General features: G+C 62.2%; 11 protein-coding genes. 9 read left to right on the top strand and 2 right to left on the bottom strand.

What is annotated here, in order from left to right; genetic code table 11:
* The first annotated feature begins 6 nt into the window (after positions 1-6).
* Genes ARB25_RS10210 through ARB25_RS01555 form a run of 3 tightly spaced genes read left to right on the top strand, consistent with a single transcriptional unit; the run spans position 7 to position 2,819 of the window.
* The gene (locus tag ARB25_RS10210) at positions 7-1,410 is read left to right on the top strand and encodes an L-aspartate oxidase (protein WP_055285313.1); all 1,404 of its coding nucleotides are present in this window, start codon (positions 7-9) and stop codon (positions 1,408-1,410) included.
* Between the two features lie 3 nt (positions 1,411-1,413).
* Complete coding sequence (gene nadC / locus ARB25_RS10205) at positions 1,414-2,274, top strand: carboxylating nicotinate-nucleotide diphosphorylase (protein ID WP_055285312.1); 861 nt, start codon at positions 1,414-1,416, stop codon at positions 2,272-2,274.
* A complete protein-coding gene (locus ARB25_RS01555) occupies positions 2,274-2,819 on the top strand; it encodes a transcription repressor NadR (RefSeq protein WP_055285311.1) in 546 nt (181 codons plus the stop codon). The genes nadC and ARB25_RS01555 overlap by 1 nt, the downstream gene beginning before the upstream one ends.
* 175 nt (positions 2,820-2,994) lie before the next feature.
* Here the strand turns inward: ARB25_RS01555 and ARB25_RS01550 are convergent, their stop codons facing one another.
* Positions 2,995-3,246 (bottom strand): ferredoxin family protein, encoded by a 252-nt coding sequence (locus ARB25_RS01550; RefSeq protein WP_158564522.1) that lies wholly within the window; start codon positions 3,244-3,246, stop codon positions 2,995-2,997.
* A gap of 600 nt (positions 3,247-3,846) precedes the next feature.
* On the opposite strand from ARB25_RS01550, the gene dnaK reads away from it, so the two are divergent.
* The 5 genes from dnaK (at position 3,847) to ARB25_RS01525 (ending at position 10,886) form a co-directional block, all read left to right on the top strand.
* A complete protein-coding gene (gene dnaK / locus ARB25_RS01545; RefSeq protein ID WP_006235214.1) occupies positions 3,847-5,739 on the top strand; it encodes a molecular chaperone DnaK in 1,893 nt (630 codons plus the stop codon).
* Between the two features lie 2 nt (positions 5,740-5,741).
* Entirely contained in the window at positions 5,742-6,584 is an 843-nt protein-coding gene (locus tag ARB25_RS01540) for a nucleotide exchange factor GrpE (protein WP_156327647.1), read from the top strand.
* 107 nt (positions 6,585-6,691) lie between these two features.
* Positions 6,692-7,657 carry a DnaJ C-terminal domain-containing protein gene (locus tag ARB25_RS01535; RefSeq protein WP_055285310.1) on the top strand — a complete coding sequence of 322 codons (966 nt, stop codon included), beginning with the start codon at positions 6,692-6,694 and terminating at the stop codon, positions 7,655-7,657.
* 72 nt (positions 7,658-7,729) lie between these two features.
* Complete coding sequence (locus ARB25_RS01530; protein WP_006235210.1) at positions 7,730-8,146, top strand: heat shock protein transcriptional repressor HspR; 417 nt, start codon at positions 7,730-7,732, stop codon at positions 8,144-8,146.
* 439 nt (positions 8,147-8,585) lie between these two features.
* Entirely contained in the window at positions 8,586-10,886 is a 2,301-nt protein-coding gene (locus ARB25_RS01525; RefSeq protein ID WP_055285309.1) for a hydratase, read from the top strand.
* Positions 10,887-11,049: 163 nt separating this feature from the next.
* Here ARB25_RS01525 and ARB25_RS01520 read toward each other — a convergent pair whose 3' ends face one another.
* Positions 11,050-11,697, bottom strand: a complete 648-nt coding sequence (locus ARB25_RS01520) for a hypothetical protein (protein WP_055285308.1) — start codon at positions 11,695-11,697, stop codon at positions 11,050-11,052.
* An 890-nt stretch (positions 11,698-12,587) separates the two neighbouring features.
* Here ARB25_RS01520 and clpB point away from each other — a divergent pair.
* Positions 12,588-15,215 (top strand): ATP-dependent chaperone ClpB, encoded by a 2,628-nt coding sequence (clpB, locus tag ARB25_RS01515; RefSeq protein ID WP_022094004.1) that lies wholly within the window; start codon positions 12,588-12,590, stop codon positions 15,213-15,215.
* The last annotated feature ends 90 nt before the right edge of the window (positions 15,216-15,305 follow it).

Below are 15,305 nucleotides of genomic sequence, written 5' to 3'. Positions count from 1 at the left end.
TTCCCTATGTCACATTTAAGGGAGAGGATTCCTGTGGAAACCAAACAATACCCCGACATGGAGTGCGACGTCGTTATTGCCGGCTGCGGCGTAGCGGGCCTGTACGCAGCTCTCAACCTGCCGACGAGCACGCGCGTGATCATGCTCTCCAAGGGCGCTGTCGACGAGTGCGATTCGATGCTCGCGCAGGGCGGCATTTGCGTGCTGCCCGAAGGCTCGGACTACGATGCCTTCTTTGAGGACACCATGCACGCCGGCCACTACGAGAACCGCCGCGAGAGCGTCGACATCATGATTCGCTCGAGCCGCTCGGTCATCAACGACCTGTTGGCGATGGGCGTGGACTTTGAGCGCAAGGCCGACGGCAGCCTCGACTTTACCCGCGAGGGCGCGCACAGCCGCCCGCGCATTGCCTTCCATGCCGACATTACGGGCAAGGAGATCACGACCAAGCTGCTCCAGGCCGTCCGCAAGCTGGACAACGTGCAGATTCTTGAGCATGTGGCCATGACCGACATCCTGACGGGCGAGCGTGACGGCGCCACGGTGTGTACCGGCGTCGTCGCCGTTCCCGTGGACGAGGACAACTCGGTTCGTCCCGCCGACGAGCTGGCAAATGCCGCCGAGGGTGTGCATGCCGGCGAGCCGTTTAGGATCCATGCCCGCCACACGCTGTGGGCAACGGGCGGCATCGGCGGCGTATATGACCACTCGACCAACTACCCGCAGCTCACCGGTGACGCCTGCTACATCGCGCAGGAGCACGGCATTAGGATGGAGCATCTGGACTACGTGCAGATCCACCCCACGGGCCTGTTCTCGCCGCAGCCGGGCCGCACCTTCCTGATCAGCGAGAGCTGCCGCGGCGAGGGCGCGATTCTGCTCAACGCCGCCGGCGAGCGTTTTACCGACGAGCTTCAGCCGCGCGATGTGGTCGCCGCCGCTATTCGCGAGCAGATGAAGCAGGACGGTACCGAGCACGAGTGGCTGAGCTTTGCCCCCGTCGAGCGCGACGTGGTGACCGGGCACTTTGCCAACATTCGCGCGCGCTGCCTGGAGGACGGCCGCGACATCTTGGACGAGCCCATTCCCGTTACGCCCACACAGCACTACTTTATGGGCGGCGTGTGGGTTGACAAGGACGGCCGCACTTCGATGCCCGAGCTCTACGCCGCGGGCGAGACGGCTTGCAACGGCGTTCACGGCAAGAATCGCCTGGCTTCCAACAGCCTGCTCGAAGCGCTGGTCTGGGGTCGTCGCGCCGCGTGGTATATGCGTACCGGCGAGTCGCTGGCCGTGGAGCAGGCGGGCGAGCCCGCGCTCGATGGCCGTCATCGCGCCCTGAGCGCCGACACCCTGGCAATCGATGATTTGGCCCGTGCCGCCGGCACGCGGGCCGTGGAGGAGTAGACCATGAATCCCATTACCATGAAGCTCGTCGTCGATGATCTGATTCTGCAGGCTCTGCGCGAGGACATTACCTTTGAGGACGTGAGCACGGCGAGCGTGTGCCCCACGGCGCGTCCCGCCACGGTGGAGCTTATCGCCAAGGCCGATGGCATCATCGCGGGCCTGGATGTGTTCGCCCGCACCTTTGAGCTGCTGGATTCGCAGAGCTCGGTGCTGCTCGACGTTGCCGATGGCGACGAGGTGCACGCCGGCGACCATGTGGGTCAGGTGCGCGGCGATGCGCGCGTGCTGCTTTCAGGCGAGCGCGTGGCGCTCAACTACCTGCAGCGCATGAGCGGCATCGCTACCTACACGCACAGCATGGCCGCGGCGCTCGAGGGAACCAAGACCGTGCTCGTCGACACGCGCAAGACCACGCCGGGCATGCGCGTCTTCGAGAAGGCCGCGGTCGAGATCGGCGGCGGCAGCAACCATCGTTACAACCTGTCGACGGCCGTCATGCTCAAGGACAACCACATCGATGCCGCCGGTGGCGTGACGCGCGCGATCGAGATGGCGCGCGCCCATGCATCGTTTACCACGACGGTCGAGATCGAGTGCGAGAACCTGGACATGGTGCGCGAGGCCGTGGAGGCCGGCGCCGACATCATCATGTTCGACAACATGACCCATGACGACATGGCCGCCGCTATCGAGCTTATCGCCGGTCGCGCCAAGACCGAGTGCTCGGGCAACGTGGACGCCAACAACATTCGCGCCCTGGCCGACCTGGGCGTTGACTTCATTAGCTCGGGCGCCCTGACGCACTCCGCGCCGATCCTCGATCTCTCGCTTAAGCACCTGCGTCTGCTGGACGGTAAATAATGAACGCCCGCGAGCGTCGCCGTGCCATCATGGCCGTGCTCGAGGGAGCCAAGGGACCCGTATCGGGCAGCGCGCTTGCCCACGAGGTGGGTGTGAGCCGCCAGGTCGTGGTGCAGGACATCGCCCTGCTGCGCGCCGATGGGCACGATATCGTGGCGACCAACCGCGGATACGTGCTGCAGGAGGCCCCCAGCAGCCCCGCCGTGCCTACGCGCTTGGTCAAGGTTCGCCACAGCGTGGAACAGGCAGGCGATGAGCTCACGAGTATCGTCGATGCCGGAGGCGCCGTGCTCAACGTGATCGTCAATCATCGCGTGTACGGTAAGATTACGGCCGACCTGGACATCCGCAACCGCCGCGATGTCGAGCGCTATCTGCGCGATATCGAGAGCGGCAAGAGTTTCCCGCTACTAACGGTGACGAGCGGCTATCACTTCCATCGCATCGCGGCGGAGGACGAGCAAACCCTCGACGAGATCGAGGCTATGCTCAAGGAGGAAGGCTACCTTGCAGACTTAATGCCCTACGAGGATGATTTGTCTTAGCCCGACACCGTCTTTATAAGTTGCGGTGAAATAGTTCCTACAATCGGCACCTAAGCAATGAGCCAGGAACTATTCCACCGCAACTGCCCACATATGCAAAAGGAGGCCTCCGCGGCGATGCGGAGGCCTCCTTTTTGTGCACGGTGTACTTGTGAGTGTGCAAGTGGGGGAGTTGTTACTCCTCGACGATCTCGGTGATCGCGCCAGCGGGGCAAGCGTCCTGGCAAGCGCCACAGGCGACGCAGGAGTCCTCGTCAGCGACGGTAGCGACGTCCTGGAGCTCCAGAACGCCAGCGGGGCAGGAGTCGACGCAAACGCCACAAGCGATGCACTCGTCGGCATCAATTACGGGATGAGCCATGGTAGTTTCCTCTCTGTTGACCGACGCTACAGGCGATGCGCGCCGGTTTGATTCGGGCAAAAACATACCACGGGAGCGACCGTTTGCAATACCCTCTGACCGGCATCTTCATACCGTTCGCCGAGTATGCCAAGGTTTACTAAAAAATGCGCAGGTGGGGCCGTTGAGCTGCGCAAATGTTAGCTAAAGGTGACTTGAAATATAGGGCATTTGAGCACGCTTACGGAAAGCGCGACCCGGAATTGACGCTCAGACTGGGACGCGCTTTCCCGATGGACGTCTAGCGGAAACTATGTCCCAGAATTCGCTCTCAAAACGGGATGCAGTTTCCAGTTGAGCGCTCCGCGGGAAACTACATCCCGGAATCGGCTTCCAAACCGGGTCGCGCTTTCCCCGGCTCGCCCCAAAGCCGCCCTGCGCAGCTCCAGGCTCAACCTTCAGTCAACTCTACATAGATTTCAATAGATCTGCCGAGAACTCATTCAGCGCATCTACCTGCGTATTTGCGAACCTAAACTCTCAGCAATAAGAAATCTTATATGAATTGACTTAGATTTTGTATATTCCGGCCCATAAGGGGATACACTACATCCTGAAAGACAAGCCGAAACACCGTTCGACAGACCGCCGAGTCGGTGCAAACGCACAAGAGAGAGGGAATTTCTAATGGGCAAGATTCTTGGTATCGACCTTGGTACTACTAACTCCGCAATGGCCGTTCTCGAGGGCGGTTCTCCGACCATTATCGTGAACGCCGAGGGCGACCGCACCACCCCGTCCGTTGTGGGCTTCCGTGCCGACGGCGACCGCGTCGTGGGTAAGGCCGCTAAGAACCAGGCTGTCACCAACCCCAAGAACACCGTGTTTTCCATCAAGCGCTTCATGGGCCGCAAGTACTCCGAGTGCACCTCCGAGATCAAGACCGTGCCGTATGAGGTCAAGGAGGGCCAGGGTGGCCGTGCCGTCGTCGACATCGAGGGCAAGGATTACACCGCCGAGCAGGTGAGCGCCATGACGCTCGCAAAGATGAAGGCCGACGCCGAGAAGTATCTGGGCGAGACCGTCACCGACGCCGTCATCACCGTCCCGGCCTACTTCAACGACGCCCAGCGTCAGGCCACCAAGGACGCCGGTAAGATCGCCGGCCTCAACGTCAAGCGTATCGTCAACGAGCCGACCGCTGCTGCTCTTGCCTATGGCCTGGACAAGCAGGGCACCGACCAGCGCATCCTGGTCTTCGACCTGGGCGGCGGCACCTTCGACGTCTCCATCCTCGACCTCGCCGACGGCGTGTTTGAGGTTCTGTCCACCTCGGGCGACAACCACCTGGGCGGCGACGACTGGGATCAGCGCGTCATCGACTGGATGGCCGATAAGTTCCAGCAGGAGAACGGTGTCGACCTGCGTCAGGACCCCATGGCCCTGCAGCGTCTGAAGGAGGCCGCCGAGAACGCCAAGAAGGAGCTCTCCGCTGCCCAGCAGACCACCATCAACCTGCCGTTCATTACCATGAACCAGTCCGGCCCGCTGCACCTCAACTACACGCTGACCCGCGCCGAGTTCGAGAAGATCACCCGCGACCTGCTCGAGCGCTGCAAGCAGCCTGTCACCAACGCCCTGCGCGACGCCAAGCTTAAGCTCTCCGATCTGACCGAGGTCATCCTCGTCGGCGGCTCCACCCGTATGCCCGCCGTCCAGGAGCTCGTCAAGACCATGACCGGCAAGCAGCCCAACATGTCCGTGAACCCCGACGAGGTCGTTGCCGACGGTGCTGCCGTCCAGGGCGGCGTGCTCACCGGCGACGTCGAGGGCATCCTGCTGCTCGACGTTACCCCGCTGTCGCTGGGCGTCGAGACCATGGGCGGCATCATGACCAAGATGATCGACCGCAACACCACGATCCCGACCTCCAAGACCGAGGTCTACTCTACCGCTGCCGACAACCAGACCAGCGTCGAGATCAACGTGCTCCAGGGCGAGCGCGAGCTTGCCCGCGACAACAAGTCGCTCGGTAAGTTCCAGCTGACCGGCATCCCGGCTGCCCGCCGCGGCGTGCCGCAGATCGAGGTTACCTTCGACATCGACGCCAACGGCATCGTCAAGGTCTCCGCTAAGGACAAGGGCACCGGCAAGGAGCAGCAGATCACCATCTCCGGCTCCACCGCTCTGTCCGACGACGAAGTCGATCGTATGGTCAAGGACGCCGAGGCTCATGCCGAGGAGGACAAGAAGCAGAAGGAAGAGGTCGAGGTCCGCAACCAGACCGACAGCCTGTGCTACTCCACCGAGCAGACCCTCAACGAGCTGGGCGACAAGGTTTCCGCTGACGTGAAGTCCAAGGCCGAGGCCGCTATCGCCGACGCCAAGAAGGCGCTCGAGGGCTCTGACGTCGAGGCCATCAAGGCCGCCGGCGAGTCCCTGCAGTCTGTGGCCTACGAGCTGGCCCAGGTTGTCTACGCCGACGCTCAGCAGCAGACCGACGGTGCCGCCGGTGCCCAGCCTGCCGACGATGACGTTGTCGACGCCGACTACGAGGTTGTGGACGACGAGGACAAGTAATCATGTCCGCCCGTAAAGCTCGCACGGAGGCGGCTGCCGCTGGCGCCGCCCCCGTTGACTCTGAGGAGAAGGACGTGAAGATTCCCGTAGAGGCCGTCGACGATACCGAGGCCAACGAGGCCGAGGCCGCCGAGGCTGCCGAGAACCAGGTAGAGGATTCCAACCAGGAGGCGACGATGACCGAGGACGAGATGGTGGAAGCCGCTATCCGCGCCGGTGAGGAAGCCGCCGACAACGACTTTAAGCTCAAGTTCGAGCAGGCCCAAAAGGAGCTTGCCGACGTGCGCAACGAGCTCGATGCTGCGGCAGAGGCTCAGAAGGCCGCCGAGGACAAGGCGAAGGACGCCACCGAGCGCACCGCCCGTTTGCAGGCCGACTGGGAGAACTTCCGTCGCCGCACCGCCAACGAGCGCATTGCCGAGCGCGAGCGCGCGACTGAGAAGCTTGTCACCGCGCTGTTGCCGGTGATTGACGATATCGAGCGCGCGATCGACCATGCCCGCAGCCAAGAGCTTTCCGACGACTTTAAGCAGTTCGTCGACGGCGTCGATGCGGTTCATGCCAAGCTGCTCGATGTGTTTGCGCACGAGGGCGTTGAGCCCATCGACCCCAAGGGCGAGGCATTCGATCCACTCGAGCACCAGGCTGTGGGCCGCGTCGAGGACGCATCGCAGTACGACGAGACCGTCAATGACGTGTACCAGAAGGGCTACCGCATGGCGGATCGCATCCTGCGTTCTGCGATGGTGACGGTGACCTACGGTGGCGAGAAGCGCCCCACACCGGAGCCCGAAGCGGCGCCCGAGGATGCTGCGGCCGATACGGCCGAGAGCACCGAGGAGTAATTGAGAAGGGCCCCGGGGCAACACCCGGGGCCCTTTCTGGCCTAGTGCCATATGAAAGCATGAGCCGCCGCCCGCTGGGCGGCGGATGAAACAGGAGAGGAGCTACGATGGCTGCAGGCAAAACCTTCTATGACATCCTGGGCGTATCCAAGAGCGCCTCCGATAAAGAGATCAAGAGCGCGTTTCGCAAGCTCGCGCAAAAATATCACCCCGATGCCGGCGGCGACGAGGCCAAGTTTAAGGAGATCAGCGAGGCCTACGAAACGCTTTCGGACGAGAAGAAGCGCAAAGAGTACGACCAGATGCTCATGTTTGGCGGCATGCCGGGCGCAGGCGGCGCGTATGGCGGCGGCTACGGTGCCGGCGCGGGCGCCAGCGGCTGGGGCGACATCTTCGACAGCATCTTTAGCGGCAACGGCGCCTGGGGCAGCGATTGGGGCTCGGGCTTTGCCGGGGCTGCGGGCGCTGCCGGTGCCGGCGCGGGTCGCAGCCGCGCTCGCAAGGGCGGCGACCTGTCGCTGACCGTCGATGTGACGGCTGAGGACGCGTTCCGCGGCGTGACGCACAAGGTCACCTATCGCATTCCCTCGACAGGCGAGCAGCAGACCATTACGGTCTCGGTGCCCGCGGGCGCGGTCGACGGCGGCAAGCTACGCTACAAGCGTCGCGGCGAGTACGGCGTTGCGGGTGGCGAGCGCGGCGACCTGGTCGTGACCACGCATGTGGAGGAGCACCCGCTGTTTAAGCGCAAAGGTGCCGACGTGACCATGGAGGTACCGGTCTCGGTCTACGAGGCGGCGCTCGGCTGCACGGTGGACGTGCCGACGCCCGGTGGTGCGACGGTTCGTCTGAAGGTGCCCGCGGGTACCCAGACGGGCAAGAAGTTCCGCTTTAAGGAGATGGGCGCGCCCGACGTTAAGCATCGCGGGCGCACCGGTGCGCTGCTTGTCGAGATCAAGGTGCAGGTTCCCACGAACCTGTCTGATGACGAGCGCGATGCCATGACCAAGCTGCGCGAGGCCGACACGCGCGACTACCGCGAGAAGGTCAACCGTTACAAGGCGACGTACTAGGGCGGTCGCGGCGCACGCCCACGCCCGCGGGCTTATGATGGACGATAACGAGACGGAAAGGGGTCAGGTAGCATGGCCGAGGACAATAGGAACAAACCGCTGTACATGATTAGCGTGGCGGCCGAGCTGACCGGTATGCATCCGCAGACTCTGCGCGTCTACGAGTCCAAGGGCCTGGTGAACCCCCAGCGCTCGGGCGGCAACACGCGTCTGTATTCGCGTGCCGATATCGAGCGCCTGGAGCTCATCAACCAGCTGACCGACGAGGGCATCAACCTTGCCGGCGTGGTGCGCATCCTCGATATGAAGGAGCGTGCCGAGGAGCGCGAGCGCGAGAACGAAAAGCTTCGCGCCCGCGTGCGCCAGCTCGAGGACGAGCTGCACGAGTACAAGATGCAGAAGAAGATCACCGCCCTGGCCCCGCGCGACGGCTCGGTTAACCCCGAACAGGTCATGCGCAAGCTGCTGGGTGCCGGCGGGGATTTGTAGTTACGCGGGTTTACCAACCCGCGTAACGGGCCGACGCTGCGCGCCACCCAGAGCGACAATTTGTCATTCAAAAGGCAAGGCATGACCAGAAGGTCTATGCCTTGCCTTTTTCATGCCAACTTGTTCGCTCTGGACGTCGCTCGCTGTCCGTCCTCTACCTGCGGCGTTGCCTTGCTCCGGATGCGGTAGTCATTGGGGACGTTCTTAAATGACTGGTCAAAGGGGACATTCTTGCGGCACTTGGCAGTTGGGGACGTTCCTTTTGTGCCGGCACTTTGGGACACTCCTTGTCAGAAGAGTGATGCAAGGTGCTCGTCCTTTACTTTACTGAGATAAAGTGAACGTGTAGATTCGTAACCCACTCGCAACCGTTCTATGGCACGATATTGAACGAATGTATGCTATGCGCCCAAATCTTTTGGGCAGAGTGGGAGACAGTATGGTCAAGCTGTACGAGGACGGCATCTACCTGCGCGGCGGCAGCGAGGTTGTGCCTGCGGCCGAGGCTGCCGAGCGCGGTATTACGCAGACGCCCGAGGATGCCAAGCGCGGCACCATCGCGTATTCGATCCTCCAGGCACATAACACGTCGGGTGACCCCGAGGCACTCAAGATTCGCTTTGACGCCATGGCGAGCCACGACATCACCTTCGTTGGCATCATCCAGACGGCGCGCGCCTCGGGCATGGAGCAGTTCCCGCTGCCCTACGTACTCACTAACTGCCACAACTCGCTGTGCGCCGTGGGCGGCACTATCAACGAGGACGACCACGTCTTCGGTCTCTCGGCTGCCAAGAAGTACGGCGGCATCTTCGTCCCGCCGCACATCGCCGTCATCCACTCCTTTATGCGTGAGAACTTCGCCGGCTGTGGCAAGATGATCCTGGGCTCCGACTCGCACACCCGCTACGGCGCTCTGGGCACCATGGCCGTGGGCGAGGGCGGTGGCGAGCTGGCAAAGCAGCTGCTGCGCGACACCTACGACGTTGCCTATCCCGGCGTCGTTGCCATCTACCTCACGGGCGCCCCGCGCCCCGGCGTTGGCCCACACGATGTGGCGCTCGCCATCATCCGCGCCGTCTTTGCCAAGGGTTACGTTAAGAACAGGGTCATGGAGTTCGTAGGCCCCGGCATCGCGAGCATGACGACCGACTACCGCAACGGCGTCGACGTCATGACCACCGAGACTACCTGCCTGTCGAGCATTTGGGCCACCGACGAGGACACGCGCGCATTCCTGACCATGCACGGCCGCGGCGACGACTACCGCGAGCTCAAGCCCGCCGATGTTGCCTACTACGACGGCTGCGTCGAGGTCGATCTGTCGAGCATCAAGCCCATGATCGCGCTGCCGTTCCATCCTTCCAACGGCTTTGAGATCGACGAGCTCAACGAGAACCTCGAGGACATCCTGCACGAGGTGGAGCTCGAGGCCGCCAAGATCGGCGAGGGCAAGACGCACTTTAGCCTGCTCGACAAGATCGTCGACGGCAAGCTGCACGTGCAGCAGGGCGTTATCGCCGGCTGCTCGGGCGGCAACTACGACTCCGTGGTCCAGGCTGCCCGCGTGCTCAAGGGCGCCAACACCGGCTGCGGCGAGTTCTCGCTGTCGGTCTACCCCACGAGCCAGCCCGTGGCACTCGAGCTTACACGCCGCGGCTACATCTACGACCTTATGGAGGCCGGCGCGATTGTGCGCACGGCATTCTGCGGCCCGTGCTTCGGCGCCGGCGACACGCCTGCCAACAACGGCCTTTCGATTCGCCACACCACGCGCAATTTCCCCAACCGCGAGGGTTCCAAGCCGGGTAATGGCCAGCTGAGCGCCGTAGCCCTGATGGACGCCCGCTCCATTGCGGCGACGGCTGCCAACGGCGGCGTCCTGACGCCGGCGACCGACCTGCCCGAGGAGACTTGGGACGAGGCCTGCGAGTACACCTTTGACGACGCGCCGTACAAAAAGCGCGTGTACTGGGGCTTTGGCAAGGCGGAGCCTGCCGACGAGCTGGTCGAGGGTCCCAACATCAAGCCGTGGCCCGCGATGGAGCCTCTCGGCGACGATATCCTGCTCAAGGTGTGCTCCAAGATCATGGACCCGGTCACCACGACTGACGAGCTCATTCCCTCGGGCGAGACGAGCTCCTTCCGCTCCAACCCGCTGGGCCTGGCCGAGTTTACTCTCAGCCGCCGCGATCCGGCCTACGTGGGTCGTTCCAAGGAGGTCGACGCGGTGGAAAAGCGCCGCGTTGCCGGCGAGGCAGCAGGCGACTTGGCGGCGCTCGATGCCGAGCTTGCCGGCGTGTTTGAGGCACTGGCCGGCGCCGGCGTCGCGGCCGATGCCAAGGCGACCGAGTACGGCTCCATGCTCTATGCCAAGAAGCCCGGCGACGGTTCTGCCCGCGAGCAGGCCGCGAGCTGCCAGCGCGTCATCGGCGGCCTGGCAAACATCGTCCACGAGTACGCCACCAAGCGCTATCGCTCCAACGTGATGAACTGGGGCATGGTGCCCTTCCAGATGGAGGCCGAGCCCAACTTTGAGGTGGGCGACTACGTCTTTGTGCCGGGTATCCGCGCCGCGCTCGACGGCGATCTGAGGGGCATCGCCGCCTACGTTGTGCGCGCCGACGGCACGGTTGAGCAGATTGAGCTCTATATTGCCGATATGACGGCAGAGGAGCGTGCCATCGTCAAGGCCGGCTGCCTGATCAACTACAACAAGTTCAAGGCCGCTGCCGAGTAACTCTGCTGTACGCCCCGGCCACACCTTTCCCTCGTGCTCACGCGCTTCGCGAGGGTCGCCCGAGGGAAAGGTGTGGCCGGGGCTACCGCGACGTTCTCGTTGGGTCTTGAGGGGCGCTAATAATTGACCGGGACCATCACAAAGTTGCCTGCCCGGCGGGTCCTTATTTCGATGGGGTCCAGGTTATTCCATCGTCAAATAGCCAAGTGCGTGCCGAGCCACTGTTGCGCGCTGTCTGCGGATCGGGCTCGCAGGTTTGTTCGTAGGCATCCTCGGTACACCGATCCATAAAATCGACGACTGCCGTCTGGTCGCCCTCCATGACGTAGATTACGTCGCCATCCGAGATATAGACCCCCGGTCCTTCATTGTCCACGCAGCCGGGGTCGTATGAGACGTTGCACAATTTGCTCCCGTTTGCCGCATCGAGCTCAAGGGTCGAATAATATCCGCCAACCATTTGGCCATTCTTGGCTCGATATATTGCGGCGCCGTACCACCGCTTAAACGTCTTGCCTTTGAGTAAACTGGTTGCCTTGCCGATAAGCTGCTCATCTTTGGTGTAGCGTCTGGCCCCAAGTTCGATGCGGGGATAGTTGCTGACACCAAGCGCTGCGGGCGTACCGTCAAAATCGACGGTGACCGAATCGGGTTTGACGATATCGGTGAGGACCTCGATGGGATAGCTTACGGTCTCAACCGCCGCCTGCGTCGCAGAGGCGGGGAGAAATGCGAGATAGATAATTCCTACGCCGACTGCGGTAATCGCAAACGCTAAGACGAGCAGGCCGATATAGGTGGAGCGTTTCACGGCGGGTACCTCGCAAATAGTATGCATTCATTAAGATAAGTGATACCAGCTTACGACAATCTTCAAAAGAAAGCGATCGATCGAAATGACGGGGTGAAAAGGCCCTATTGGGCTTCGATTTGACCTCTAATAGAAATATTTGCCCCACTCATTCTGGGCGTGAGGTCAATAATTGAGTCCACGAGTTTTGAGCGATACTCTTCTCACTAAACTCACTATTTTCACTATAAGCACTATAAATATGATAGGGGGACGACGAGAACAATGTGACGTGCGATAGCTAAGCCGTTTAAGCCGGACTCTGACCTTGAATCTCTGCCTCTATCTGTGCGAACGGGCTATTGTCGGTTCTCGATTCCATCGCTGCGTTCTCGTTGGGTCTTGAGGGACGCTAATAAATAGACTTGCTTGATGCCGCCTCTGTTATCGGGGCGGCTTCTTTTTGTCGAGAACCGTCACAAAGGGGACAGGCACCTTTGTGGTGGTTCTCGGTTTGTCTCGACTTGTAACATCTTGGTCGCTAAAAGTGGGCCTGGTGTTACAGATTTAGATTCTCGATTCGGGTGTCTTCTGTTCGTCTCGATTTGTAACAGATAGGGCTCTATTTGCCGAGTAGATGTTACAGATTGAGACAAACGGGCGCCGTTGGTCATTTCATCTTGATTTGTAACATCTGGAGCCATAAACAGTCGCTAGATGTTACAGATTGAGACGGTAGCGCGCCTGTGCGGCGGCGGGCCGACATCTCTATCCCCTATCTCTCAATCACTCATAAAATCTTATATATAGAGACTTAGATTTATGTATAAGATCGCGCAAAGCTGGCAACAATACTTCTCGAACAACGTGAAGCCGCCCCGTAGGGCGGCCGCCCCAAGAGAGGTGATTCCATGAGAATCGATAAGCTAGCAATGACGTCGCGCGAGGCGTTGCAGACCGCCATGAGCACGGCTGCCGATGCGCAGGCCGGCGCGGTGGAGCCGATTCACCTGCTGTCTGCTCTGCTCGGTGCCGGCGAGCGCAATATCTCCGTGATTATCGAGCGCATCGGTGCCGACCCGGCCCAGCTCGCACGCTCCACACAAGACGCCATCGACCACGCGCCCAAGGTTTCGGGCGAGGGCCAGCAGATGGGCCTGTCCAACGAGCTTGTCCGCGTCATCGAAAAGGCCGAGAAGAAGGCCACCAAGATGGGCGACAGCTTTGTGGTGACCGAGCATCTGCTGATGGCACTTGCCGAGGACAAGGGCGAGGCCGGCCGCGTGCTGCGCGACGCTGGCGTCACCAAGGAGCGCATCGAGCAGGTCTACGAGGAACTGCGTGGCGATGACCGCGTGACGTCTGCCGAGGACAAGACTCAGTTTGAGGCGCTGGAGCAGTACGGCCGCAACATCTGCGACCTGGCCCGCGCCGGCAAGCTCGACCCGGTCATCGGCCGTACCGACGAGATTCGCCGTACCATCCAGGTCCTGTCCCGCCGCACCAAGAACAACCCCGTGCTCATCGGCGAGCCGGGCGTCGGTAAAACCGCCATCGTCGAGGGCATCGCCCAGCGTATCGTGGCCGGCGACGTGCCGAGCACCCTGCGCGACCGCGACCTCATCGAGCTCGACATGAGCGCGCTGGTCGCCGGGGCCAAGTACCGCGGCGAGTTCGAGGACCGCTTGAAGGCCGTGCTCAAGGAGGTTCAAAAATCCGAAGGCAAGGTCATCCTGTTCATCGATGAGCTCCATACCATCGTGGGCGCGGGTGCCACCGAGGGCTCCATGGACGCCGGCAACATCCTCAAGCCTGCACTCGCCCGTGGCGACCTGCATGCGATCGGCGCGACCACGCTCGACGAATACCGCAAGTACATCGAGAAGGACGCGGCGCTCGCCCGTCGTTTCCAGACCGTTATGGTGAGCGAGCCTACCGTCGAGGACACCATCTCGATCCTGCGTGGCCTCAAGGAGAAGTACGAGATCTTCCACGGCGTGCACATCACCGATAGCGCGCTCGTGGCCGCCGCCGACCTCTCCGATCGCTACATCGCCGACCGCTTCCTGCCCGACAAGGCCATCGACCTGGTCGACGAGGCCGCAAGCCGCTTGCGCATGGAGCTCGACAGCATGCCGGTCGAGATCGACGCCACCACGCGTCAGCTCACCCAGCTGCAGATCGAGGAACAGGCGCTCATGAAGGAGACCGACGACGCCTCCAAGGAGCGTCTGGAGGCCCTGCGCCAAGAGATCGCCGAGGTCCAAGAAAAGCTCAACGTGCAAAAGGCCGGCTGGCTCAACCAGAAGAACGCCATCGACCACGTGCAGGAGCTTAAGGGGCAGCTCGACGAGGCCAGAAGCGAAGAGGAGCGCGCGACGCGCAACGGCGACCTGGGCCGTGCGTCCGAGCTGCGCTACTCCGTGATTCCGGGTCTGCAGCAGCAGATTCAGGATTCCGAGGCTGCGCTCGAGGCGCAAAAGCAGAAGGACGGCGAGGGTCTCAACGAGCAGGTGACCTCCGATGAGATCGCCGAGGTCGTGAGTGCCTGGACCGGCGTGCCCGTGTCCAAGATGATGCAGGGCGAGCTCGACAAGCTGAAGGGCCTGGAGGGTGAGCTGCATAAGCGCGTCATCGGCCAGGACGAGGCCGTCTCCGCCGTCGCCGCGGCTGTGCGCCGCAGCCGTGCGGGCCTCTCCGATCCGGACAAGCCCATCGGCAGCTTCTTCTTCCTGGGCCCCACCGGCGTGGGCAAGACCGAGCTCGCCAAGGCACTTGCCGAGTGCCTGTTCGACGACGAGCGCGCGCTCGTGCGTATCGACATGTCCGAGTACATGGAGAAGTTCAGCGTCCAGCGTCTGATCGGTGCGCCCCCGGGATACGTGGGTTACGACGAGGGCGGCCAGCTCACTGAGGCCGTGCGCCGTCGTCCGTACTCCGTGATCTTGCTCGACGAGATGGAGAAGGCCCATCCAGATGTCTTCAACGTGCTGCTGCAGGTGCTCGACGACGGCCGTCTGACCGATGGCCAGGGTCGCCAGGTGTCCTTCAAGAACACGATTATCATCATGACGTCCAACGTGGGCTCCAAGGCCATCGCCGATCTGTCCGGTAAGGACGAGGAGGAGATGCGCCATCAGGTCGACGCCGCCATGGCTCAGACCTTCCGCCCCGAGTTCCTCAACCGTATCGACGATATCGTGGTGTTCCATCCGCTCGGCATGGCGCAGATCGAGAAGATTGTCGACATCCAGCTTGCCGACGTTCGCGCACGCCTGGCCAAGGAGCGCATGACGCTTGCCATCACCCCGGCGGCCAAGCAGATGCTCGCCGTGGGTGGCTTGGACCCCGTGTTCGGTGCCCGTCCGCTCAAGCGCCTGGTTCAGCGCGAGGTCGTGGATGCCATCGCCGCCGCTATCATCGACGGCACGGTGCGCGAGGGCGATCAGGTGACGGTCGATGCCGGCAAGGACGGCGGCTTTACCGTCGTGTGCGACAACACGCCGGCGGCCACCTACGAGGTTCCCGACGCCGAGTAGATTTTGGGACATGCCTTAAAATCTACCAGCCGTCTCTAAACACCAAGGGCGGCGGATCCAATTGGGTCCGCCGCCCTTTTTCGTGCGACA

It is taken from the genome of Collinsella aerofaciens (assembly GCF_001405375.1).
In the GTDB taxonomy this organism is placed as follows: domain Bacteria; phylum Actinomycetota; class Coriobacteriia; order Coriobacteriales; family Coriobacteriaceae; genus Collinsella; species Collinsella aerofaciens_F.
This window is presented reverse-complemented; position numbering and strand designations above follow the sequence as displayed.

What these genes read in the sequence shown, in the direction of transcription:
- ARB25_RS10210 (WP_055285313.1), top strand. Translation starts at nt 7, where the DNA reads ATGTCACATTTAAGGGAGAGGATTCCTGTGGAAACCAAACAATACCCC.
- clpB (WP_022094004.1), top strand. Translation starts at nt 12,588, where the DNA reads ATGAGAATCGATAAGCTAGCAATGACGTCGCGCGAGGCGTTGCAGACC.
- ARB25_RS01525 (WP_055285309.1), top strand. Translation starts at nt 8,586, where the DNA reads ATGGTCAAGCTGTACGAGGACGGCATCTACCTGCGCGGCGGCAGCGAG.
- ARB25_RS01555 (WP_055285311.1), top strand. Translation starts at nt 2,274, where the DNA reads ATGAACGCCCGCGAGCGTCGCCGTGCCATCATGGCCGTGCTCGAGGGA.
- nadC (WP_055285312.1), top strand. Translation starts at nt 1,414, where the DNA reads ATGAATCCCATTACCATGAAGCTCGTCGTCGATGATCTGATTCTGCAG.
- ARB25_RS01540 (WP_156327647.1), top strand. Translation starts at nt 5,742, where the DNA reads ATGTCCGCCCGTAAAGCTCGCACGGAGGCGGCTGCCGCTGGCGCCGCC.
- ARB25_RS01530 (WP_006235210.1), top strand. Translation starts at nt 7,730, where the DNA reads ATGGCCGAGGACAATAGGAACAAACCGCTGTACATGATTAGCGTGGCG.
- ARB25_RS01535 (WP_055285310.1), top strand. Translation starts at nt 6,692, where the DNA reads ATGGCTGCAGGCAAAACCTTCTATGACATCCTGGGCGTATCCAAGAGC.
- dnaK (WP_006235214.1), top strand. Translation starts at nt 3,847, where the DNA reads ATGGGCAAGATTCTTGGTATCGACCTTGGTACTACTAACTCCGCAATG.
- ARB25_RS01550 (WP_158564522.1), bottom strand. Translation starts at nt 3,246, where the DNA reads ATGTTTTTGCCCGAATCAAACCGGCGCGCATCGCCTGTAGCGTCGGTC.